The sequence below is a fragment of the Phytobacter massiliensis JC163 genome (genome assembly GCF_000321045.1).
In the GTDB taxonomy this organism is placed as follows: domain Bacteria; phylum Pseudomonadota; class Gammaproteobacteria; order Enterobacterales; family Enterobacteriaceae; genus Phytobacter_A; species Phytobacter_A massiliensis.
This window is the reverse complement of record NZ_HE578947.1, coordinates 80,467-102,238: the sequence shown is the minus strand read 5'-3', so window position 1 is coordinate 102,238 and position 21,772 is coordinate 80,467. Positions and strand designations below refer to the sequence as shown.

19 protein-coding genes and 1 pseudogene are annotated in these 21,772 nt (G+C 56.3%); 6 read left to right on the top strand and 14 right to left on the bottom strand.

Annotated features, from left to right (window positions below):
• Window positions 1-58: 58 nt before the first annotated feature.
• Together ENTHG_RS14610 and actP are read left to right on the top strand one after the other, a co-directional pair.
• Window positions 59-373, top strand: a complete 315-nt coding sequence (locus ENTHG_RS14610; RefSeq protein WP_044181074.1) for a DUF485 domain-containing protein — start codon at window positions 59-61, stop codon at window positions 371-373.
• Window positions 370-2,019, top strand: a complete 1,650-nt coding sequence (gene actP, locus ENTHG_RS14605; RefSeq protein WP_044181070.1) for a cation/acetate symporter ActP — start codon at window positions 370-372, stop codon at window positions 2,017-2,019. Before ENTHG_RS14610 ends, actP begins: the two co-directional genes overlap by 4 nt.
• A 49-nt stretch (window positions 2,020-2,068) precedes the next feature.
• Here actP and ENTHG_RS23755 read toward each other — a convergent pair whose 3' ends face one another.
• Complete coding sequence (locus ENTHG_RS23755; RefSeq protein WP_052332717.1) at window positions 2,069-3,016, bottom strand: DUF4431 domain-containing protein; 948 nt, start codon at window positions 3,014-3,016, stop codon at window positions 2,069-2,071.
• A gap of 39 nt (window positions 3,017-3,055) precedes the next feature.
• Window positions 3,056-3,451: a hypothetical protein gene (locus tag ENTHG_RS14595; RefSeq protein ID WP_044181066.1), complete on the bottom strand. Its 396-nt coding sequence runs from the start codon at window positions 3,449-3,451 to the stop codon at window positions 3,056-3,058.
• Between the two features lie 173 nt (window positions 3,452-3,624).
• Between ENTHG_RS14595 and ENTHG_RS14590 the strand changes: the two genes are divergently transcribed.
• Complete coding sequence (locus ENTHG_RS14590; RefSeq protein WP_044181063.1) at window positions 3,625-4,506, top strand: LysR family transcriptional regulator; 882 nt, start codon at window positions 3,625-3,627, stop codon at window positions 4,504-4,506.
• Between the two features lie 114 nt (window positions 4,507-4,620).
• Here the strand turns inward: ENTHG_RS14590 and ENTHG_RS14585 are convergent, their stop codons facing one another.
• The 4 genes from ENTHG_RS14585 to soxR form a co-directional block, all read right to left on the bottom strand.
• Complete coding sequence (locus ENTHG_RS14585) at window positions 4,621-6,267, bottom strand: Na+/H+ antiporter (protein WP_044181061.1); 1,647 nt, start codon at window positions 6,265-6,267, stop codon at window positions 4,621-4,623.
• 137 nt (window positions 6,268-6,404) lie between these two features.
• Complete coding sequence (ghxP, locus tag ENTHG_RS14580; RefSeq protein ID WP_044181058.1) at window positions 6,405-7,754, bottom strand: guanine/hypoxanthine transporter GhxP; 1,350 nt, start codon at window positions 7,752-7,754, stop codon at window positions 6,405-6,407.
• 298 nt (window positions 7,755-8,052) lie between these two features.
• Window positions 8,053-8,727: a glutathione S-transferase family protein gene (locus ENTHG_RS14575; protein WP_044181056.1), complete on the bottom strand. Its 675-nt coding sequence runs from the start codon at window positions 8,725-8,727 to the stop codon at window positions 8,053-8,055.
• Between the two features lie 268 nt (window positions 8,728-8,995).
• The gene (soxR, locus tag ENTHG_RS14570; protein ID WP_044181053.1) at window positions 8,996-9,454 is read right to left on the bottom strand and encodes a redox-sensitive transcriptional activator SoxR; all 459 of its coding nucleotides are present in this window, start codon (window positions 9,452-9,454) and stop codon (window positions 8,996-8,998) included.
• Between the two features lie 78 nt (window positions 9,455-9,532).
• On the opposite strand from soxR, the gene soxS reads away from it, so the two are divergent.
• Window positions 9,533-9,856: a superoxide response transcriptional regulator SoxS gene (gene soxS, locus ENTHG_RS14565; RefSeq protein ID WP_044181050.1), complete on the top strand. Its 324-nt coding sequence runs from the start codon at window positions 9,533-9,535 to the stop codon at window positions 9,854-9,856.
• 15 nt (window positions 9,857-9,871) lie between these two features.
• Here soxS and ENTHG_RS14560 read toward each other — a convergent pair whose 3' ends face one another.
• The gene (locus ENTHG_RS14560) at window positions 9,872-11,443 is read right to left on the bottom strand and encodes an EAL domain-containing protein (protein WP_044181047.1); all 1,572 of its coding nucleotides are present in this window, start codon (window positions 11,441-11,443) and stop codon (window positions 9,872-9,874) included.
• Between the two features lie 656 nt (window positions 11,444-12,099).
• Here ENTHG_RS14560 and ENTHG_RS14555 point away from each other — a divergent pair.
• Window positions 12,100-12,381: a YjcB family protein gene (locus ENTHG_RS14555; protein WP_044181045.1), complete on the top strand. Its 282-nt coding sequence runs from the start codon at window positions 12,100-12,102 to the stop codon at window positions 12,379-12,381.
• Window positions 12,382-12,539: 158 nt separating this feature from the next.
• Here the strand turns inward: ENTHG_RS14555 and ssb1 are convergent, their stop codons facing one another.
• A complete protein-coding gene (gene ssb1, locus ENTHG_RS14550) occupies window positions 12,540-13,079 on the bottom strand; it encodes a single-stranded DNA-binding protein SSB1 (RefSeq protein ID WP_044181041.1) in 540 nt (179 codons plus the stop codon).
• A 248-nt stretch (window positions 13,080-13,327) separates the two neighbouring features.
• On the opposite strand from ssb1, the gene uvrA reads away from it, so the two are divergent.
• Window positions 13,328-16,153, top strand: coding sequence for an excinuclease ABC subunit UvrA (gene uvrA / locus ENTHG_RS14545; protein WP_044181039.1), 2,826 nt, complete (start codon window positions 13,328-13,330; stop codon window positions 16,151-16,153).
• On the opposite strand, the gene ENTHG_RS14540 is transcribed toward uvrA, so the two are convergent.
• The 6 genes and pseudogenes from ENTHG_RS14540 to dnaB form a co-directional block, all read right to left on the bottom strand.
• A complete protein-coding gene (locus ENTHG_RS14540; RefSeq protein ID WP_044181036.1) occupies window positions 16,154-16,507 on the bottom strand; it encodes an MmcQ/YjbR family DNA-binding protein in 354 nt (117 codons plus the stop codon).
• 2 nt (window positions 16,508-16,509) lie between these two features.
• Window positions 16,510-16,926 carry a secondary thiamine-phosphate synthase enzyme YjbQ gene (locus ENTHG_RS14535; protein WP_044181035.1) on the bottom strand — a complete coding sequence of 139 codons (417 nt, stop codon included), beginning with the start codon at window positions 16,924-16,926 and terminating at the stop codon, window positions 16,510-16,512.
• Between the two features lie 102 nt (window positions 16,927-17,028).
• A complete protein-coding gene (aphA, locus tag ENTHG_RS14530) occupies window positions 17,029-17,733 on the bottom strand; it encodes an acid phosphatase AphA (protein WP_044181032.1) in 705 nt (234 codons plus the stop codon).
• Window positions 17,734-17,911: 178 nt separating this feature from the next.
• A complete protein-coding gene (tyrB, locus tag ENTHG_RS14525) occupies window positions 17,912-19,105 on the bottom strand; it encodes an aromatic amino acid transaminase (protein ID WP_044181031.1) in 1,194 nt (397 codons plus the stop codon).
• A 117-nt stretch (window positions 19,106-19,222) separates the two neighbouring features.
• Window positions 19,223-20,298, bottom strand: a pseudogene (gene alr, locus ENTHG_RS14520) (alanine racemase).
• Window positions 20,299-20,329: 31 nt separating this feature from the next.
• Window positions 20,330-21,736 carry a replicative DNA helicase gene (gene dnaB / locus ENTHG_RS14515; protein ID WP_044181027.1) on the bottom strand — a complete coding sequence of 469 codons (1,407 nt, stop codon included), beginning with the start codon at window positions 21,734-21,736 and terminating at the stop codon, window positions 20,330-20,332.
• Window positions 21,737-21,772 lie beyond the last annotated feature (36 nt).

The following is a 21,772-nucleotide window of genomic DNA, read 5'->3' as shown; positions in this document are numbered from 1 at the left end:
CTCCCAGCAGGGAGAGGGAATAAAAAATAACCCTACCTTACCTCTGGAGACTGCTGTGATGAATGACCAACTTTGTCAGCAGATAGAAAATAGTGCGCACTACAGGGAGTTAGTTGAAAAACGGCAACGGTTTGCCTTTGTGTTATCCATCATCATGCTGATTATCTACGTCGGCTTTATTTTGCTTATCGCCTTCGCCCCCGGCTGGCTTGGCACCCCGCTCCATGCGGGCACCAGCGTGACGCGCGGCATTCCTATTGGTATTGGCGTGATTGTGATTTCGTTTGTGCTGACCGGCGTCTACGTCTGGCGGGCAAACGGCGAGTTCGATCGTCTCAACAACGCGGTTCTGCACGAGGTGAAAGCATCATGAAGCGAGTCCTGACGGCGCTTGCCGCCACCCTGCCCATCGCCGCGAATGCCGCTGACGCCATTACCGGCGCGGTAGAACGCCAGCCGACCAACTGGCAGGCGATTATTATGTTCCTGATTTTCGTCGCCCTGACGCTCTATATCACTTACTGGGCGTCGAAACGCGTGCGCTCCCGCAGTGACTATTACACCGCGGGCGGCAATATTACCGGCTTCCAGAACGGGCTGGCGATTGCCGGTGACTTTATGTCGGCGGCCTCCTTCTTAGGGATTTCGGCGCTGGTCTATACCTCCGGCTATGACGGGCTGATCTATTCGCTCGGCTTCCTCGTCGGCTGGCCAATCATTCTGTTCCTGATTGCTGAACGTCTGCGTAACCTTGGCCGTTTTACTTTCGCCGACGTCGCCTCGTACCGCCTGAAACAGGGGCCGATTCGTATCCTCTCCGCCTGCGGTTCGCTGGTGGTGGTGGCGCTCTACCTGATTGCCCAGATGGTGGGCGCGGGTAAACTCATCGAGTTGCTGTTCGGCCTGAACTACCATATTGCGGTGGTGCTGGTGGGCGTGCTGATGGTGCTCTACGTCCTGTTCGGCGGGATGCTCGCCACCACGTGGGTACAGATTATCAAAGCCGTGCTGCTGCTGTTCGGCGCCAGCTTTATGGCCTTTATGGTGATGAAGCACGTCGGGTTTAGCTTCAACAACCTGTTCACCGAAGCGATGGCGGTACACCCGAAAGGCAACGCCATTATGAGCCCGGGCGGGCTGGTGAAAGATCCGATCTCCGCCCTCTCGCTGGGGCTTGGGTTGATGTTCGGTACGGCAGGGCTGCCGCATATCCTGATGCGCTTCTTCACGGTCAGCGATGCCCGCGAAGCGCGTAAAAGCGTCTTCTACGCCACCGGTTTTATGGGCTACTTCTACATCCTGACCTTTATTATCGGTTTTGGCGCCATCATGCTGGTAGGCGCGAACCCGGCGTTTAAAGACGCGGCGGGCGCGCTTATTGGCGGCAACAACATGGCGGCGGTACACCTGGCGGATGCGGTGGGCGGCAACCTGTTCCTTGGCTTTATCTCTGCTGTCGCCTTCGCCACCATTCTGGCGGTGGTGGCGGGCCTGACGCTGGCGGGCGCGTCGGCGGTCTCTCATGACCTCTACGCTAACGTCTTCCGCAAAGGCGCGACCGAGCGCGATGAGCTGAGAGTATCGAAAATCACCGTGCTGGTGCTGGGGGTGGTGGCTATCCTGCTGGGTATCCTGTTTGAAAACCAGAACATCGCCTTTATGGTGGGGCTGGCCTTCTCCATTGCCGCCAGCTGTAACTTCCCCATTATTCTGCTGTCGATGTACTGGTCGAAGCTGACTACCCGCGGCGCAATGATTGGCGGCTGGCTGGGCCTGCTGACCGCCGTGGTGCTGATGATCCTCGGCCCGACTATCTGGGTTCAGATCCTCGGCCACGCCGCCCCGGTGTTCCCGTATGAATACCCGGCGCTGTTCTCTATCGCCGTGGCCTTTATCGGGATTTGGGTTTTCTCCGCTACCGATAACTCAGCGGAAGGCAACCGCGAGCGCGAGCTGTTCCGCGCGCAGTTTATCCGCTCGCAGACCGGTCTGGGTATTGAAGAAGGCCGCGCGCACTAAGCTCTTCTCCCCGGCCATTCTGGCCGGGGAGATATCTTTCTCGCGCTATTCAGCCGACGGTGAAAGAACTCACCAGACGCAATTTTCCCTCTATCAGCTTAAAGTTGAACAGCGAAGCGCCATCACACATTTCGGACAGGCCCGGTAACGTGTTGTTGGCAGAAGTCCCCTGATAAACGGTCAGCGTCTCTTCATTAAACTCACCGCTGGCCACCTCATCGCAGGTGCCCACCACGGCATGGCGCTGACCGTTTTCTTCATAAAAAAACGTGCCATCCTCATCGCCAGGAAAATAACGCCGCTGCTGTTCTTTTGCCGATAATGCGTTTATCCGCCGCTCTTTAATTTCCAGCGTATCCGGGTTGACCTCCACTTCACTGAGCAGACGCAGGTTGGCGATGATCTGGTGGCCATAGCGATCAAAGGCCTCTGCGGTCAGCTTGCTGTACGGTTGAGATTCCGTATCAGGCTCAAAGCCGTACGTGTCGCCATTGAGTGGGAAAAGAAACCAGGACTTTACCGCGGCGACATCATTGCTACGCAGCGCCTGCTGGAACTGTTGGAACTGTGCCAGCATGCTTTTCTTCAACTCGGGCGTTAACGCCATGGCGACGGGTTTAACTTCATCCACCAGCAGCAGAACAGGGGTATAATGGCGTCCTGCATGGGCGTACATTGTCTTGCCCGTAGCCACAATCATGTGTTTCTGGTTCGGGGAAAGTTGAGCGGCAGAAGCCTGTGATTTACCCACAAAAACGAGCTGCACTTCCGCCACGCTTTCATTCTCTTGCGTCAGATCACATTCAAGGGGTTCATCCAGCTGAATGAACTCATTGGTCACCGCCTCGTCGCCGTTTTCGATGCTCTCATAATTGGGTGGGCCGGGGTAAGTGTGCTCCGCTAGTGCACCCTGCAAAGTAATAACCTGCCCCTCATCGGGGCACCAGGCAAACACCATCCGGCTGCACAGGAGAATAAGAAGGACTAAATATTTCACGCTTTGTATCCTGACTTAGTGACCCACTGACGTAAAATATTAAGCTATTTCACCCTGTTCATCCGCCCCGGCAGGCGAATGACGTCCGGGCGCGACCAGCAGTATCAAAAGCAGCACCAGGCTAAGCGCGCCGAGCGCTGGCGAGAGGGTGTATGAATACGCAACTGAGAGCCCCCAGTGCGCCAGGGAAAATATCACCGGATAGCTGGTCAGCTCCCGATAACGTTTAATCATGACCAGCAGGCCGCAGTAATAATTGAGCACGGTGGTCAATACGAAGAAGAAGAACGCGGGAAGGCTGTACAAATTATTCAGGAAAACATAGATACCCGAAACCGACAACGCCAGCAAAATAACGACGTAAATACCCAGCCGCACCCGCCCCAGCGTGCCCGCTCTCCAGCCGACAAACATATCCATAAAAAAAGTACGCATCACGAATCCATTCACGATAATTATAAATAAAACAGTCCATTAGACATTGATTCTATCGGCGTTTTCTCCTCTGGCAAGCGGCATTCGCGCTGCTTCGCAAAACCAACCACAAAGCCGCCGCTGCGCATTGAAATGCAGTAAACTCATCGCAGGCATTGTTTGAAGGAATCGTCATGGATATCAAAACGCTGCGTTATTTTGTGGAAGTGGTGCGCCAGCAAAGCTTCACCCGCGCAGCGGAGCGGCTATTCGTCACGCAGCCCACTATTAGCAAGATGCTTAAAAACCTTGAGGATGAGCTTAACTGCACCCTGCTTATCCGTGATGGCCGCCGGTTATTGCTCACCGATACCGGGCGGGTGGTGTTCGAACGCGGCCTGGCTATTCTCGACGAATTTCGCCAGCTGGAAGCGGAGCTGGAGGATATCAACCACCTCAACAAAGGGCTTTTGCGGCTCGGTATCCCGCCGATGGTGGGAATGATGATGGCCGGCCCGGTCAGCCTGTTTCGCCAGCGCTACCCTGGGGTGGAGTTGAAGATTGCGGAATTTGGCGGACTTACTGCGCAACAGGCGGTAATAAACGGCGAACTGGATATGGCGATGACCGCCCTGCCCATTGAAGAAGAGAGCGGCCTGACGACGCTGCCGCTGTTCAGCCATTCGCTATGCGTCCTGGTGCCGCGCTCGGGCGATTGGCTCACGGTAGAGTCAATCACTCCGCAGCAGTTGGCGAGCCAGTCACTGCTGATTTATAACGAAGATTTCGCCTTAAGCCGCCAGCTGACTCAGCTTTTTAGCCAGCATGGCGTGAAGCCGCGCATCGCCGTACGCAGCGGGCAGTGGGATTTTCTGGCCGCCATGGTGCAGGCAGGCGTAGGGATTGCCATTCTACCCGAGCCGATTTGCCAGCGGCTGGATAAACAGACGCTGCGCTGGGTGCCGCTGGAGAGCGATTTACGCTGGCACCTGGGGATGATTTGGCGTGAAGGGGTGTATCTGTCCCGCGGCGCGCAGGCGTGGCTTACATGCTGCGAGGGGTTCTGGCTGGAGTGATTTCCCGGATGCGGCTACGAAACCCGTAGCCCGGGTAAGCGCATGCGCACCCGGGATTCCCGGATGCGGCTACGCCTTATCCGGGCTACCCTTTCTCTCCAAAGGGGCTGCGGGTTACTTATGCTCCAGCAGCAGCGCTTCCAGCAGATCGAGGTCGTGCAGCATCTTCTGCAGCGTCTCGTTACTGATCTCCCGGGTGGCGCGCAGGTGGTACAGCTCTGCACGCTCTGAACGCAGGGCGGCCAGGCGGAAGCGGCGTTCAAGGTTCTCTTCCTGCAGCGAACTTTCAGCATTGTTGCGCCCGTCAGCGCGACGGCGCAGGTTACCAATTACCCTGGAGCTCACCTCCGTCAGCAGCTGGTTATCGATGTTCTCTTCAGTATCCGCCGCCAGCCGCTCCTCCATTTTCTGGATGGCGACAATCGCCACATCGGCCGCCACCGCACGGGCTATACGCTCCTCTTTTTGCTGCTGAGCGTGGTCACGCACTTCGATTTTCTGCAGCAGCATTGGCAGAGTGATAACGCCGACAAACAGTGAGAAGAGGATAACGCCCGCCGCCAGGAACACCAGCTCATAGCGGGCCGGGAAGCCCGTACCGTCGGGCAGGAACAGCGGGATAGAGAGCACACCCGCGAGGGTAATCGCCCCGCGCACGCCGGCGAAAGAGGCGATCAGCAGCTCTCGCGTGCTCCAGGAGCCAAACTCCATCGGTTTCTTGCGCAAAAAGCGACGGCTGAATTTTTTCATCGTCCACAGCCAGCCGAAACGCACCAGCATCAGCGCGCCATAAATCAGCACGATATCGGTGAACAGCATCCAGGTATCGACGTTGGGATCGGCCTCCGCCGCCGCCAGCGAGGACTCCAGAATACCTGGAAGTTGCAGCCCCAACAGCAGGAAGACCATGCCGTTAAAGACAAACTCCAGCATCGCCCAGGTGCTGTTGGCGCGAAGGCGCATCGCCAGCGGCGCCCGGCGCATAACGCCGGAACGGGTGATGGTCATCCCCGCCGCGACCGCCGCCAGGATACCGGAAAAGCCAATATGTTCGGCAATCAGATAGGAAGCGAACGGCAGCAGAAACAGCAGCACGATTTGTGTTGCCGGCTCGTCACCGCCCCAGCGGCTCAGAAAACGCAGCGACCGGCCATACAGCCAGCTCACCACGAAACCGGCCAGGATGCCGCCGATTGCGACTTTAAGGAACTCCATCGTCGCGCCGCCGATGGTAAACACCATCGTGCCTATCGCCACCGATACGGCGAATTTCAGCGATACCAGACCGGAGGCGTCGTTCATCAGCGCCTCACCCTGCAGGATGCCCATAATTTTTTTCGGGATGCGCCCTTCTCCCACAATGCCGGAGAGCGCCACCGCATCGGTCGGCGAAAGCACCGCGGCCAGCGCGAACGCGGGCACCAGCGGGATACCCGGCACGATCCAGTAAATCAAAAAGCCGATACCGACGACGGTCACCACCACCAGCGCCAGCGCCAGGCCGAAGATTTCCCGTCCGTGCTCAAGGAATTCACGCGTCGGCGTTTTCCAGCCATCAGCGAAGAGCAGCGGCGGAATAAACAGTACCAGAAACAGCTCCGGGTCGAATTCGACATGCAGCCCGAACGTGGGAAATGCCAGCAGCGCGCCAATGGCAATCTGCATAAGAGGAAGGGGGAGCTGAAAGGGTAATACTCGGGTAATCACCCCTGATAACGAGACCACGAGGGTCATAATAAGAATGGTAAAAAAGATTTCCATGCGTTCCCTGTTTGCGATGTTTTATAGCGTCTTTCCTTGATAATAGAACATTCAGCTTAACGCAAAGGCAACGGTACGTGCTTAAAAAATGAAAACGGGCGGCCTCAGCCACCCATTTTCAGAACGTTCACCCTGGATCAGATAGCCCAGCCGCCCGCATAGAAGGCGACCAGCGCGGCAGCAATCACCACGGTGCCAATATTCAGCTTGCGCCACTCACCAGACACCACGCGGCCAATGACCAGCGAGGCGAAGCCGATCATAATGCCGGTAACGATGTTACAGGTCAGCACGATAAATACCGCCGTAATCAGCCCCGCCATGGCGTCTACGAAATCGGCAAAATCGATTTTCGCCACGTTGCTCAGCATCAGCAGGCCAACATACATCAGCGCCGGTGCGGTAGCGTAGGCCGGAACCAGGTAAGAGAGCGGAGAGAGGAACAGAATCAGCAGGAACAGCACGCCGACGGTAATCGCCGTCAGGCCGGTTTTACCGCCTGCCGCCGTGCCCGCCGCCGATTCGATGTAAACCGCCGCCGGAGCCGCCCCTACCAGGCCAGAGAAGACGCTGCTCAGGGAGTCGGTGGTCAGCGCTTTGCCGCCGTCGATAATCTGCCCGTCTTTATCCAACAGGTTAGCCTGCCCGGCAACCGCGCGGATGGTACCGGTCGCATCAAACACCGCCGTCATAACCAGCGCCAGCACGCTTGGCAGAACAAGCGGATTGAGCGCGCCCATAATGTCCAGGCTGCCGATCAGCGATTTACCGCTCTCGTCGCTCAGTGAAGGCATAGCGAAAATGCCGGAAAAGTGGACGTTCGGATCGAAAATGAGGCCAACAACCGAAATGCCGATAATGGTCAGCAGGATACCGCCCGGCACTTTCAATTTTTCCAGACCGATAATAACCGCCAGGCCAATCAGCGACATGATGACCGGGAAGCTGTCGAAGTTGCCCAGCGCTACCGGCAGGCCGTCCAGCGGGTTCTTAATCACCAGACCAACGCCGTTGGCGGCAATCAGCAGCAAAAACAGGCCGATACCAATGCCGGTGCCGTGCGCAACGCCCTGCGGCAGGTTGCGCAGGATCCAGCTACGAATACCGGTGGCGGAAATAATCGTAAACAGCACACCCATCAGGAACACCGCGCCCAGCGCGACCGGCACGCTGATTTGCTGCCCCAGCACCAGGCTGAAGGCGGTAAAGGCGGTCAAAGAAATAGCGCAGCCAATGGCCAGCGGCAGGTTAGCCCACAGCCCCATCGCAATAGAGCCGACGCCCGCAACCAGACAGGTGGCGACAAACACAGCGGCTGGCGGGAAGCCCGCTTTGCCCAGCATGCCCGGCACAACGATGACGGAGTAGACCATCGCCAGAAAAGTGGTTAAACCCGCAACGATTTCCTGACGAACAGTACTGCCGCGAGCAGAAATTTTAAATAAAGCGTCAAGCGAACCGCCGGTACGCGCAGATGGCGTAGACATAGAAAACATCCCCTGAGAGTTTTTATCGTTCGTTGGTATGGGCGGCGGACAGTCCACTGCCTGTTAAACGTCGTCTTCCTGAGCCGCGTTGTGACGAAGGGGTGTCACCAAAGCAAACGTTTAACTCCGCGCATACAAAACGGATGGTCAAAAAAAGGCAAACGATTATCCAGCGATCGGAGGCCGCTTTTCAACTGAACTTTACCGCTTTTCGCTAAATTTTACTTATGACGATGAAGAAATGACCGACAGGTGCGCAAACGTTATCGTCGCTGCGCAACTTTGCAACATTTCACGATCATTTTTCGCTGCCGGGGAGTTCGAACGGGCCGCCTTTTTCCACCGCACGCTGCCATGCCGGGCGCGCTTCAACCTGCGCTTTCCAGGCCTGCAGGTGAGGAAGATGATCAATGCCGCCTCTGGCCAGCAGCGCAAAGACCGGAAAACTCATCTGGATATCGGCCATAGTGAGCGTGTTCCCCGCAAACCACGGGCGCGCCGCCAGCTCTGCCTCCATAAAGCGCGCATGAGTAGCGAGCTGTTTGTTGAGCCAGGCTTTTTGGATGCCGCCGCCCAGCGCCTTGCCAATGGTACGAAAGCCGAACGGCACAGGCGGTTTGCCGAGGCTGGAAAAGACCAGCTTCATCAGCAAAAGCGGCATTAATGACCCTTCTGCATAGTGCAGCCAGAAACGGTACTGCTGGCGGGCCGCCTTCTCCTGCGGCTTGAATTGACCGTGCAGGTCATAAGTTTCCTGCAGGTATTCGAGAATCGCCCCGGACTCGGCGATGACCAGCCCGTTATCTTCCAGCACCGGCGATTTACCCAACGGGTGAACTTTCTTCAGGGATTCCGGCGCCATCATGGTTTTTTCCCGCTGATAGCGAACAATGTCATAAGGCTGTTCTAATTCCTCCAGCGCCCAAAGCACACGCTGCGATCGCGACTGGTTGAGGTGGTGTACTTTGAGCATGGCCGACTCCCGATAGTTTATTCATATTAACTATAGGAAAGCCTGCTGGTTGGATGAAAAATTTATTAAAAAGACGCGCCCTGAATTTGGTTATTTTTTAAGCAAAGACTAGAATAAAAGTGTCAGCACAATCCGGAACCTCCCACATGCAAAGGGGTGCTGATGTCGGGGGAAACCCTCCCATACGAGTGGGATAGAGAGAAAGACAAAGACCGGACGACTAAAGCGCCCCAGGTGGGCGCTTTTAGTTTTTTTGGCGGCGGTTTGACTAATCATCCTCCAGCAACCGTGCGCCGGTTCCCTGCTCGCCGAGGCGGTCGCCGGGGTTACGCAGCGGGCAATCGCTGCGCGACAGACAGCCGCAGCCGATGCAGCCATCCAGCTCGTCCCGTAGCGCCACCAGGGTATGGATACGGCGATCTAACTCTTCACGCCACTGGGAAGAGAGCTGCTTCCACTCCTTCGGGCTCAGCGTGTGCCCCTCCGGCAGGACGCCCAGGGCATCGCCAATGGTCGCCAGCGGGATACCGATACGCTGAGCAATTTTGATAATCGCCACATAACGCAGCACATCCCGTCGGTAACGGCGCTGATTGCCCGCGTTACGGGTGCTTTTTATCAGCCCTTTACTCTCGTAAAAATGCAGCGCGGAAACCGCCACCCCGCTACGCTTCGCCACCTCGCCGGGGGTAAGCAGCGTCTTTATACGCGGCGTTTTCTTTTCCATAAAACCTCTTTACCTCAAGTTAACTTGAGGAATTATACTCGCCAGCAGGTTAAAAAATGAATCGAAAAAGGCAGATCTATGTCCCATCAGCAAATCATTCACACCCTGACGGAATGGATTGATGAACATATCGACCAACCGTTGAATATTGATGCCGTTGCCCGGAAGTCAGGTTATTCGAAGTGGTATCTGCAGCGGATGTTCCGCACCGTGATGCACCAGACGCTCGGGGAGTACATTCGTCAACGTCGTTTATTGCTGGCGGCGGAAGCGCTGCGCACTACACAGCGTCCCATCTTTGATATTGCAATGGATCTGGGATATGTATCGCAGCAGACCTTTTCCCGGGTGTTTCGCCGTGAGTTTGACCGGACACCCAGCGACTATCGTCATCATGCGTGACGGTCGCCGGGAGGGTTACTTTAGCGCGGGCGGCTGCGAAACCCAGGCTTTGAAATCCTGAGACGGCAGCGCCTTCGCAAAGTGCCAGCCCTGACAATACTGTACGCCGCGCTTGAGCAGCCACGTTACCTGCTCTGCGGTCTCCACACCTTCCGCAATGATTTTCAGACGCAGGCTGTGGGCCATTTCAATGATATGTTCGGCGATAAGGTGGCTGGTGCTGTTGGTGGTCAGGGTGTCGATAAATGATTTATCAATCTTAAGAATGTCGACATTCAGAGAGTAAAGATTGTGCAGGTTAGAATAGCCGGTGCCAAAATCATCAATCGCCACTTCATACCCCGCCTGGCGAAACGCCTGAATAACCGGCGTGGTTTTTGGCACATCTATAAAGCCGCGTTCAGTAACTTCGATTTTAATTTGTTCAGCACGAACGGAATGCTGCCGGGTTTTATTGGTGATAAGCGCAATCAGCCGTGAGGAATGGAAATCAGCTGCTGATAAATTGATCGAAATATAAAGTTGGGGCCACGCCGCAAGAAACTCACCTAAATCTTCAAACAGTTCATCAACGACATAATCGGTAATTCTTTCAATCATTCCCTCTTTTTCCGCCAGGGGAATAAATTCTGCCGGGCTCATCACCTGACCATTAAAACCAGGCCAGCGTAATAACGCCTCGGCACCGACGCACTGTCCATTTTTTATATCAATTATCGGCTGGTAGTGGAGTTCTAACTGGTGTTTAGTGAGCGCGCGGTGTAGCAGACGGCGTGGAGAATTAAACTCCCGCCGCGTTCGTGACCATAGCAGAAGAATAATGATGCTGCTGATCATTCCCAGCGGCAGCGTGAGCGCCGCCTGGTGGTACAGATTCTGAAAATAGTTGTCGCTGGAAGTGGAAACAATAATGGCAACGGGCCGCTTGCCGGAGTGGGCTACCGTATAAAAGCGCTGACCCTGCTGGAAAGTAAGGTCGTTATTCTGAATAAGCTTTTCCAGCGCGTGGTGGTCTGCCTGTTGGCTGACGGAAAAAAAGCGCCCGGTCACCGTGTCATAGAGCCCGTACTCCAGCGAGGCATCGTCCGACATGACTTCGCTATAAGAGAGGGGATTGACTACCGCGACATAATTTCCCCGCTGCACATAGACCATTTTATACCCCGCGTAGAACGGCGTATCCCGGTAGTAATAAACCGCAATATCTGGATGAGGTTTATACTCCGCAGGCGAAATAGCATACGATTGCGCTGGGGCAAAAGAAGTGGAACAGAGAAAATGGTCGCCGTGAGCATAGATTAAATCAGCCACATACAAACTGCTGCGAATGATATTGAGCATATACTCGCGGTGCGCGGGTGAACAAACCTGTCCATGATATTTATCTGCCGCGCTACGCACGGTTTCAACCTGGCCAATTACCCGTTCTGTTTTATCTAATGCCAGTTGCGCAAATGAACGAAGGTGGGTGCTGGTTTCTTTTACTGCACGGACGTGAGCAAACCATAGCGACAGCATCACCGGCAGCAGCACTACCAGGACGATCCCGACGACCCTTAGCACCTTGCGATGCACGCTACGATTCATTTCCGCCTATATCCCTGCATTTAGTGTGCCTGTAATGTAAGGCAGGATGCTTTGATAAACAGGTGATTACGTTGCATGAATCACAAGACATTAGCAACTGACTTTTTTCATTAAAAACCTAATATTTGGTTATGACGATATTATCCGTCCGTAAGGCAAACTGAAAGTGTGCGTCGCGTTTATATTAAGGAAAATATTTATCCAGCTTTCCACAGGTGCTTTACGTTAACGCAACAGAGAATAATTGATTAACTCAAACTTCCGGCACGATACAAAAAGAAGAGGCCCGTTGCCTATTTTTTCATCTCGATGGTGGCGGCGTGAAAAGTTAGCGAATTAATGGCTGGTGAGCATAAAACGCACAGATGAAAGGCATAGCGCCGTGACCACGTCGTTGCTGTTGAGCCCATTAAGACGTAAGCAAAATTGAAGTATCGTCCGCCGGGCGTCCGGGCTGGTTCGGCCATAAAGGGCATGATTTTACCCTTTTCCCCTCTGGCGAATAAAAGAACAAATGTGATATAGTTCACACTTCTTCGAGACAAGAAACGCCGTTTCAGTTTCTTACTCTCCTTCGACGGACTATGCGCCTGCAATGTTCAGGTCTCCGGCATCAGCCCGTCCGCTTTAAGTAAATTCTTTTTGAGGATGGTTTCATGGCTACTTTAACCACCAGCGTTGTGCTTTTGCGCTGGCAGATATTGAGCGCTGTGTTGATGTTTATGGCCAGCACGCTGAACATTCGTTTTCGTAAAGCCGATTACATCGGGCTTGCGGTAATCAGTAGCGGCTGTGGTCTGGTCGCGGCCTGCTGGTTCGCCACCGGCCTGCTGGGTATTACCATGATGGATGTGTCGGCGGTGTGGCATAACGTATTGAATGTCATGACCGAGATGTCGCAAAAAGCGCCGCCGGACTGGCCGATGGTCATTACCTGATAAAAAAGCGCCCGTGGGGCGCTTTTTTATTGTTTGTAGTCACGCCTGTTTTCCCGGATGCGGCGCAAAAGCGCCTTATCCGGGCTACTTATTCAGCGCCACAAAAAAGCCCCGTCGGAACGGGGCCTGATGCGATTTTCCGCTGATACAAGGGCAGATCAGAACGGAATGTCGTCGTCGAAGTCCATTGGCGGTTCGTTAGACTGCGCCGGTGCGGACTGCTGCTGCTGCGGGCGAGACTGCGCGCCGCCGCTGAACTGGTTGCCGCCCTGCGGCTGCTGAGGCTGGCCCCAACCGCCCTGCTGCTGACCGCCGCCCATATTGCCGCCTGCCGGTGCGCCGCCGCCCTGGCGTCCGCCCAGCATCTGCATGGTGCCGCCAACGTTAACCACAACCTCAGTCGTGTATTTTTCCTGGCCGGACTGATCCGTCCATTTGCGGGTACGCAGCTGGCCTTCAATATAGACCTGAGAGCCCTTGCGCAGGTATTCGCCCGCCACTTCCGCCAGTTTGCCGAACAGCACAACGCGGTGCCATTCAGTCTGCTCTTTCATTTCGCCGGTCTGCTTATCGCGCCAGGATTCGGAAGTTGCCAGCGTAATGTTGGCTACTGCGCCACCACTCGGCATATAGCGTACTTCCGGGTCCTGCCCCAGATTACCGACGAGAATCACCTTGTTTACGCCTCTGCTGGCCATGATCGGGTCTCCTGAAAATCATTTCTTAATAGTGTAAACGCGCGATTGTACCATTACCATGCGCTATTTTAATAGCTGCGAGGCGGATTCCAGATCGCTTACGCGAACGACATATTGTTGCACATTCCAACGGAAGATGCATTCCAATACTGTATATTCAAACAGGTTAAATTGTGTCATAATTAGCCGTTTCTGCCGGTTGTCCTTCAAACAAACCAGGCATGCCGAGTCACTACCGGGAAAGGTGAATGGATAAGATCGAAGTTCGGGGCGCGCGCACCCACAATCTCAAAAATATCAATCTCGTCATCCCACGCGACAAACTGATTGTCGTAACCGGGCTGTCGGGTTCAGGCAAATCGTCACTGGCTTTCGACACCCTCTATGCCGAAGGGCAGCGTCGCTACGTTGAGTCACTCTCCGCTTACGCCCGTCAGTTTCTCTCCTTGATGGAAAAGCCGGATGTCGACCATATCGAAGGGCTTTCGCCTGCGATTTCCATTGAGCAGAAATCAACGTCGCACAACCCCCGCTCCACCGTCGGCACCATCACCGAAATCCATGACTACCTGCGCCTGCTGTACGCTCGCGTGGGCGAACCGCGCTGCCCGGATCACGACGTGCCGCTGGCGGCGCAGACCGTCAGCCAGATGGTAGACAACGTGCTGGCGCAGCCGGAAGGCAAACGCCTGATGCTGCTCGCGCCGGTCATTAAAGAGCGGAAAGGCGAGCACACTAAAACGCTGGAAAACCTGGCGGGCCAGGGCTATATCCGCGCGCGTATCGACGGTGAAGTCTGCGATCTTTCCGACCCGCCGAAGCTTGAACTGCAAAAGAAACACACCATCGAGGTGGTTATCGATCGCTTTAAGGTGCGGGAAGATATGGCCCAGCGTCTGGCGGAGTCGTTCGAAACCGCGCTGGAACTCTCCGGCGGGACGGCGGTGGTGGCCGATATGGACGATGCGAAAGCCGAAGAGCTGCTCTTCTCGGCTAACTTCGCCTGCCCGATTTGCGGCTACAGCATGCGTGAACTGGAACCGCGCCTGTTCTCGTTCAACAACCCGGCAGGCGCCTGCCCGACCTGCGACGGCCTCGGCGTACAGCAGTATTTCGACCCGGCTCGCGTTATTCAGAACGAAGAGCTTTCGCTGGCTGGCGGCGCGATCCGCGGCTGGGACCGTCGTAACTTCTACTATTTCCAGATGCTGCGCTCGCTGGCGGACCACTATAAGTTCGACGTCGAAGCGCCGTGGAACACCCTGAACGCCAACGTGCAGAAAGTGGTGCTGTTTGGTTCCGGCAAAGAGTCCATTGAATTTAAGTATATGAACGATCGCGGCGATACTTCGGTACGTCGTCATCCGTTCGAAGGCGTGTTGCATAATATGGAACGCCGCTATAAAGAGACGGAATCAAGCGCGGTGCGCGAGGAGCTGGCGAAGTTTATCAGCAACCGTCCCTGCGCCACCTGCGACGGCACCCGCCTTAAGCGCGAAGCGCGCCACGTCTTTGTGGAGAACACCGCCCTGCCGACCATCTCAGATATGAGCATCGGCCACGCGATGGATTTCTTCAACAATCTGAAGCTCTCCGGGCAGCGGGCGAAAATCGCTGAGAAAGTGCTGAAAGAGATTGGCGATCGCCTTAAATTCCTGGTGAACGTCGGCCTGAACTACCTGACCCTCTCCCGTTCGGCAGAGACCCTCTCCGGCGGCGAAGCCCAGCGTATCCGTCTGGCAAGCCAGATCGGCGCGGGGCTGGTGGGCGTGATGTACGTGCTGGATGAGCCCTCTATCGGCCTGCACCAGCGCGATAACGAGCGCCTGCTCGGCACGCTCATTCACCTGCGTAACCTTGGCAACACCGTGATTGTGGTCGAGCACGATGAAGACGCGATTCGCGCCGCCGACCACGTTATCGACATCGGCCCAGGCGCTGGCGTGCACGGCGGTCAGGTGGTCGCAGAAGGCCCGCTGGAAGCAATCATGGCGGTGCCGGAATCATTGACCGGCCAGTACATGAGCGGCGAGCGCAAAATTGACGTGCCGAAGCAGCGGGTGAAGGCCGATCCGGAAAAAGTGCTGAAGCTGACCGGCGCGCGCGGTAACAACCTGAAAGATGTCACCCTCACCCTGCCGGTGGGGCTGTTCACCTGTATTACCGGCGTTTCCGGCTCCGGGAAATCGACGCTGATTAACGATACGCTGTTCCCGATAGCCCAGCGCCAGCTCAACGGCGCGACCATTGCCGAACCGGCTCCCTACCGCGATGTGCAGGGGCTGGAGCATTTCGACAAGGTTATCGATATCGACCAGAGCCCGATTGGCCGCACGCCGCGTTCTAACCCGGCGACCTACACCGGCGTTTTCACCCCGGTGCGCGAACTGTTCGCAGGCGTTCCGGAGTCGCGTTCACGCGGCTATACCCCTGGCCGTTTCAGCTTTAACGTGCGCGGCGGGCGCTGCGAAGCCTGCCAGGGCGATGGCGTGATCAAAGTCGAGATGCACTTCCTGCCGGATATTTACGTGCCGTGCGACCAGTGCAAAGGCAAACGCTATAACCGCGAAACGCTGGAGATTAAGTACAAAGGCAAGACTATCCATGAAGTACTGGATATGACTATCGAAGAGGCACGCGAGTTCTTCGACGCCGTACCGGCGCTGGCGCGTAAGCTGCAAACCCTGATGGACGTGGGCCTGACCTATATCCGCCTGGGGCAGTCAGCCACCACCCTTTCCGGCGGCGAGGCCCAGCGCGTGAAGCTGGCCCGCGAGCTGTCGAAGCGCGGCACCGGCCAGACGCTCTACATCCTGGATGAGCCGACGACCGGCCTGCACTTTGCCGATATCCAGCAGTTGCTGGACGTTCTGCATCAGCTACGGGATCAGGGCAACACCATCGTGGTTATCGAGCACAACCTCGACGTCATTAAAACCGCGGACTGGATTGTTGACCTCGGCCCGGAAGGCGGCAGCGGCGGCGGCGAGATCCTCATCTCCGGCACGCCGGAAACCGTCGCCGAATGCGAAGCCTCGCACACGGCGCGCTTCCTTAAGCCTATGTTGAAATAGTCAGACTGAAAGCTGCTGTCGGGTCGCATCCGGCAGCAGCTCTACCGCCTGCTGATATGAGGCGTCTACCAGATAGTAAATCTGCGAGTCCGGCAGCGAACCGTCCAGGTAGACCGTGCTCCAGTGGGCCTTATTAAGATGTTTGCTTGGACGCACATCCTCATTCTGCTGACGCAGCAGCTCCGCCAGCTCCGGGCTGGTTTTCAGAGACGCCGCCGGCCGGCCTTCAACCTCTTTCACCATGGCGAACAGGACGTCCGACACCTTAATCTGGGTGGCTTTCCAGTCATTATGTACGCTCTGCTCCGCGCCCGGCTTCGCCATGCAATACTGCAATAGTTCCGAAATGGTCATCTTTATTCCCCTTGTAGCGTCGCGATAATTTTTCGCGCCCCGCCGTGGATACGGTGTTCCCCCAACCAGATCCCCTGCCATGTGCCAAGCTGCACGCGTCCGTTAGCCACGGGCAGCATCAGCGACACCCCAAGCAGGGAGGATTTAATATGCGACGGCATATCGTCCGGCCCTTCGTAGTCATGTTCGTAACGGGCACTGTCCGGCACCGTGCGGAGGAAATGCTGTTCCATATCGTGACGTACGGTAGGGTCGCAATTTTCATTGAGAGTGAGAGAAGCGGAAGTGTGCTGGAGCAGCAGATGCAGTAGTCCCGTTTTAACGCGAGGCAACGCCTGAATCTGCCCCAGCACCTCATCGGTGACTAAATGAAAACCACGCGGTTTCGCGCCCAGCGTTACGGTTTGTTGATGCCACATCTGCTGCTTCCTGTTAAAAGACGAATCTTTTTAAGTGTGCAGCAAGAGAGCAAAAGGTAAAACCCGCCGGGCGACATTTGCGCAAAAAAACAGCGATCTGACTCAGTATTCGGAATTAACAATGACCTCTTCGCCAAATGCCCCTGCCTGCGGTAGCGGCCGGTAGGTCGAGTTTGAGGCGCGAAGAATACGTATCGCCCTCGCCTGCGCGGCTTTGGCGGCGGTCATGTCGTTGTCTGAATCGCCGTAGAAAATTTTGATCTGCTTATCCACCAGCCATTGGGTTTTGTTGTTTTGTCCAGGCTGGTCACCCGCGAAGATCACCGGGTTCATATTGGCGGCCGGAATTAAGAAATCATCCTGCAGCGTTTTGCTGACCGTTTCCGTCGCGGTCTGGCTGCGTCCGGTGATGAAGAAGATACTGTCGCCGCGTTTAATATGCAGGGCGATCAGCGCGCGGGCGGCCTCTTTAGGAATACTGAACTCATCCCATCCGTTGTTCATTTTTTCCCAGAACGCCGGGTTTTTCAGATACTCGTCGCTGTCCGGCGAGAACATCTTTTTACCACGCCAGAAGCCGGGGCTGGAGAAAAGCACCGTATCATCAATATCAAACCCTACCGCCATTGGCGGGCGATCGACGAGGCTATTTTCAATTTGCGCCACCGAGACCCAGTGAACGGGAGCCTGTTCGGCGAGCTTTGCGGCATTGGTGCCGACGCCGTCCGGCGTAGGCGTGGAGGCGCTGGCGACAAAAGCGCAGCCAAGCGAGAGCGATAAGCAAAGTGCTAAGGTGAACTTACGCATAATTATCCCTGAATTTTAAGTTCGTTATCGGCAGGAGTCCGTACAGACGAGAGAAACGTTTCGACCTTACCCTGCACGTCGCGGTAAAGAAAGGGATTTTTCTTATGCCAGAGGGAAAACAGGCGGTTGATGGCGGTTAAAAACTGCTCTCCCCTGGCAGAGAGAGCAGTACTGGCGCTTAAATGACGGCAGCGAAAGCCTGCGCAACGCGGTGAACGTTGCGGCTGTTAAGCCCGGCGACGCACATCCGCCCGCTGGCGATAAGATAGACGCCGAACTCTTCGCGCAGACGATCTACCTGCGCGGCGCTAAAGCCGGTGTAGCTGAACATACCGCGTTGTTTGAGCAGATAATCGAAGTTCCGTCCCGGCACGGCCTCTTTCAGCACGTTTACCAGCTCCTGACGCATCGCCAGAATACGGGTGCGCATCTCTTCCACTTCCGCCAGCCACATCGCGCGCAGCTCCGCGTCGCCCAGCACCGCGGCCACTATCTGGGCACCGAAGTTCGGCGGGCTGGAGTAGTTACGGCGCACCGTAGCTTTCAGCTGCCCCAGCACGCGGGAAGCGGCGTCGGCATCTTCGCAGACTACGGACAAACCGCCCACGCGCTCGCCATACAGCGAGAAAATCTTCGAGAAGGAGTTGCTGACCAGCGCGGGCAGACCGGCGTCGGCAATCGCACGGATAGCGTAAGCATCCGCTTCCATGCCTGCGCCAAAGCCCTGATAGGCGATATCAAGGAACGGGATCAGGTTGCGCTCTTTCAGTACCACAACCACCTCATCCCACTGCGCGTTGGTTAAATCGGAGCCGGTGGGGTTATGGCAGCACGGATGCAGTAAAACAATGCTCTTTTCCGGCAGGGCGCTGAGTTTTTCCAGCAGGGCCGTAAAGCGCACGCCGTTGGTTTCGTTATCGAACCACGGATAGGTATCAACCGGGAAACCCGCCCCTTCAAAAATGGCAACATGGTTTTCCCAGGTCGGATCGCTGACCCAGACGCCGGATTCAGGGAAATAGCGCTTGAGGAAATCCGCCCCCACTTTCAGCGCGCCTGAGCCGCCAAGGGTCTGGATGGTTGCCACGCGCTGTTGCTGTAAAACCGGATGCTGCGCGCCAAACAGCAGCGGCGCAATGGTGTGACGGTAGCTGTTAAGCCCTTCCATCGGCAGATAGAGGGAGGCGGCGTGCGGCTGGGCGTTCAGACGGGCTTGCGCTTCGGTAACGGCTTTCAGCTGCGGGATAATCCCGTCTTCGTTGTAATACAGGCCGATGCTGAGATTTACTTTGTCGCTACGCGGATCTTCTTTAAACCGCTCCATCAGGGAAAGAATGGGATCGCCAGCGTAGGCGTCAACTTTTTGAAACACGAGGTGGTTCTCCGGGTTTACGAGGCATGAATTAACACAATAAACCGGATACGAGGGAAGATCGAGAGGGAGTTGATACCCAAAGCTATCCCCGGCGCGCCTGCCGGGGATTGAGGGCTATTTGTAGGTAATTGTGGTACGCGATGTCAGCCGCGTTATCAGTTCATACGCGCTGACGCCGGTTATCTCTGCGATACGCTCAACGGGCAGACCTTCCCCCCAGAACACCACCGCATCGCCGGGCCTGTCCTGCGCCTGCGGCCCCAGATCGACGCAAATCATATCCATCGCTACGCGACCGACAATCGGCACTTCGCGGCCATTCACTAGCACAGGCGTACCTGAAGGGGCCGCGCGCGGGTAGCCGTCGCCATAGCCCATTGCCACTACGCCAAGCCGGGTGTCCCGCTCGCTTACCCAGGTGCCGCCGTAACCTACCGGCTCACCCGCTTTGTGCTCGCGCACGGCGATCAGGCCGGAGGTTAACGTCATCGCAGGCAGGAAGCCAAAATCTTCCCCCCAGGGATGCTTGTCCAGCGGCGAAACGCCGTAAAGAATAATGCCCGGCCGCACCCAGTCAAAATGCGACTGCGGCCACAGCAGCGTACCGCCGGAGGCGGCAATAGAGCGCAGACCGGGTTTGCCTTCGCAAAAGGTAGTGAAGATATCAAGCTGGCGCTCTGTCGCCCCGCATTCCGGCTCGTCGGCACGGGCGAAATGGCTGACGATATTGACCGGCTGACGCACGTTTTTGCAGCGGGTCAGCCGCTGGTAAAAGGCCTCCGCCTCCTCGGGATGGACGCCCAGCCGGTGCATACCGGTATCCAGCTTCATCCAGACGGTCACCGGTTCAGGCAGGTCGGCGGCTTCAAGCGCGGCAAGCTGTTCCCCGCAGTGCACCGCCGTGTGCAGTTGGTTTTTTGCTACCGCGACCAGTTCATCCGGGGAAAAAAACCTTCCAGCAGCAGGATCGGCTGGGTAATGCCCCCTTCGCGCAGGCGGAGGGCTTCGTCAAGCCGGGCGACGCCAAAAGCGTCGGCATCGGGGAGCGTTCGCGCGGTCTCCAGGAGGCCGTGTCCATAGGCGTTCGCTTTCACCACCGCAACCAGTTTGCTGGCGGGAGCCAGTTCACGAAGGCGTTGCAGGTTGTGTCGCAGAGCGCGGCGGTTAATGACAACTGTTGCCGCTTGCATTTGAATTCCTTGTAAAAAGAGTGACGGTGGTTTATTCGTCGTCGTACTGCGGCCCCGCATAATTATCAAAACGTGACCACTGCCCGTTAAAGGTCAGGCGCACCGTACCGATAGGGCCGTTACGCTGTTTACCGATAATAATTTCCGCAATGCCTTTCAGATCGCTGTTTTCGTGATACACCTCATCACGGTAGATAAACATGATTAAGTCGGCGTCCTGCTCGATGGAGCCGGATTCACGCAGGTCCGAGTTGACCGGGCGTTTATCGGCGCGCTGTTCCAGCGAGCGGTTTAGCTGCGACAGCGCCACCACCGGCACCTGTAACTCTTTCGCCAGCGCTTTCAGCGAGCGGGAGATCTCGGCGATTTCCAGCGTTCGGTTTTCGGAAAGAGAAGGCACGCGCATCAGCTGCAGGTAGTCGATCATGATCAGGCTCAGACCCCCATGCTCACGGAAGATTCGCCGCGCGCGGGAGCGCACTTCGGTTGGCGTCAGGCCGGATGAGTCATCGATGTACATGTTGCGTTTTTCCAGCAGGATGCCCATCGTGCCGGAAATGCGTGACCAGTCGTCGTCATCAAGCTGGCCGGTACGGATACGCGTCTGATCCACGCGGGATAACGAGGCCAGCATACGCATCATGATCTGCTCGGCGGGCATCTCAAGGCTGAATATCAGTACCGGTTTTTCCTGCAACATCGCTGCGTTTTCGCAGAGGTTCATCGCAAATGTCGTTTTACCCATCGACGGACGGGCCGCAACGATGATCAGGTCCGAGCGCTGCAGGCCCGCAGTCTTTTTATTCAGATCCTGGTAACCGGTATCGACGCCGGTCACCCCGTCATGGGGCTGCTGGAACAGCGTCTCAATACGGGCAACCGTGGCCTCAAGGATCTGATCGATGCTCTTCGGGCCTTCGTCTTTGTTGGCGCGGTTTTCGGCAATCTGGAAAACGCGAGATTCCGCCAGGTCGAGCAGATCCTCGCTGGAGCGCCCCTGCGGGTCAAAACCGGCGTCGGCTATCTCATTGGCGACGGAGATCATCTCGCGCACCACCGCGCGTTCACGCACGATATCCGCGTAGGCGTTGATGTTCGCCGCACTCGGCGTGTTTTTGGACAGTTCCGCCAGATAGGCGAAGCCGCCGACAATATCCAGCTGCCCCTGCTGCTCCAGCGATTCCGCCAGCGTAATCAGGTCGATGGGTTTACTCATCTCCTGCAGGCGGTGCATTTCGGTGAAGATATGACGATGCGGGCGGGTATAGAAATCGTCCGCGACCACGCGCTCCGCCACGTCGTCCCAGCGTTCGTTGTCCAGCATTAAACCGCCCAACACCGACTGTTCCGCTTCAATGGAATGGGGCGGCACTTTCATCCCCTCGACCTGTCTGTCGCGGGGTTCAGTCTGTTTGTTGAAGGGTTTATTTCCTGCCATAGTGAATGGAGTTACCAACGTAATGAATGGTTCGAA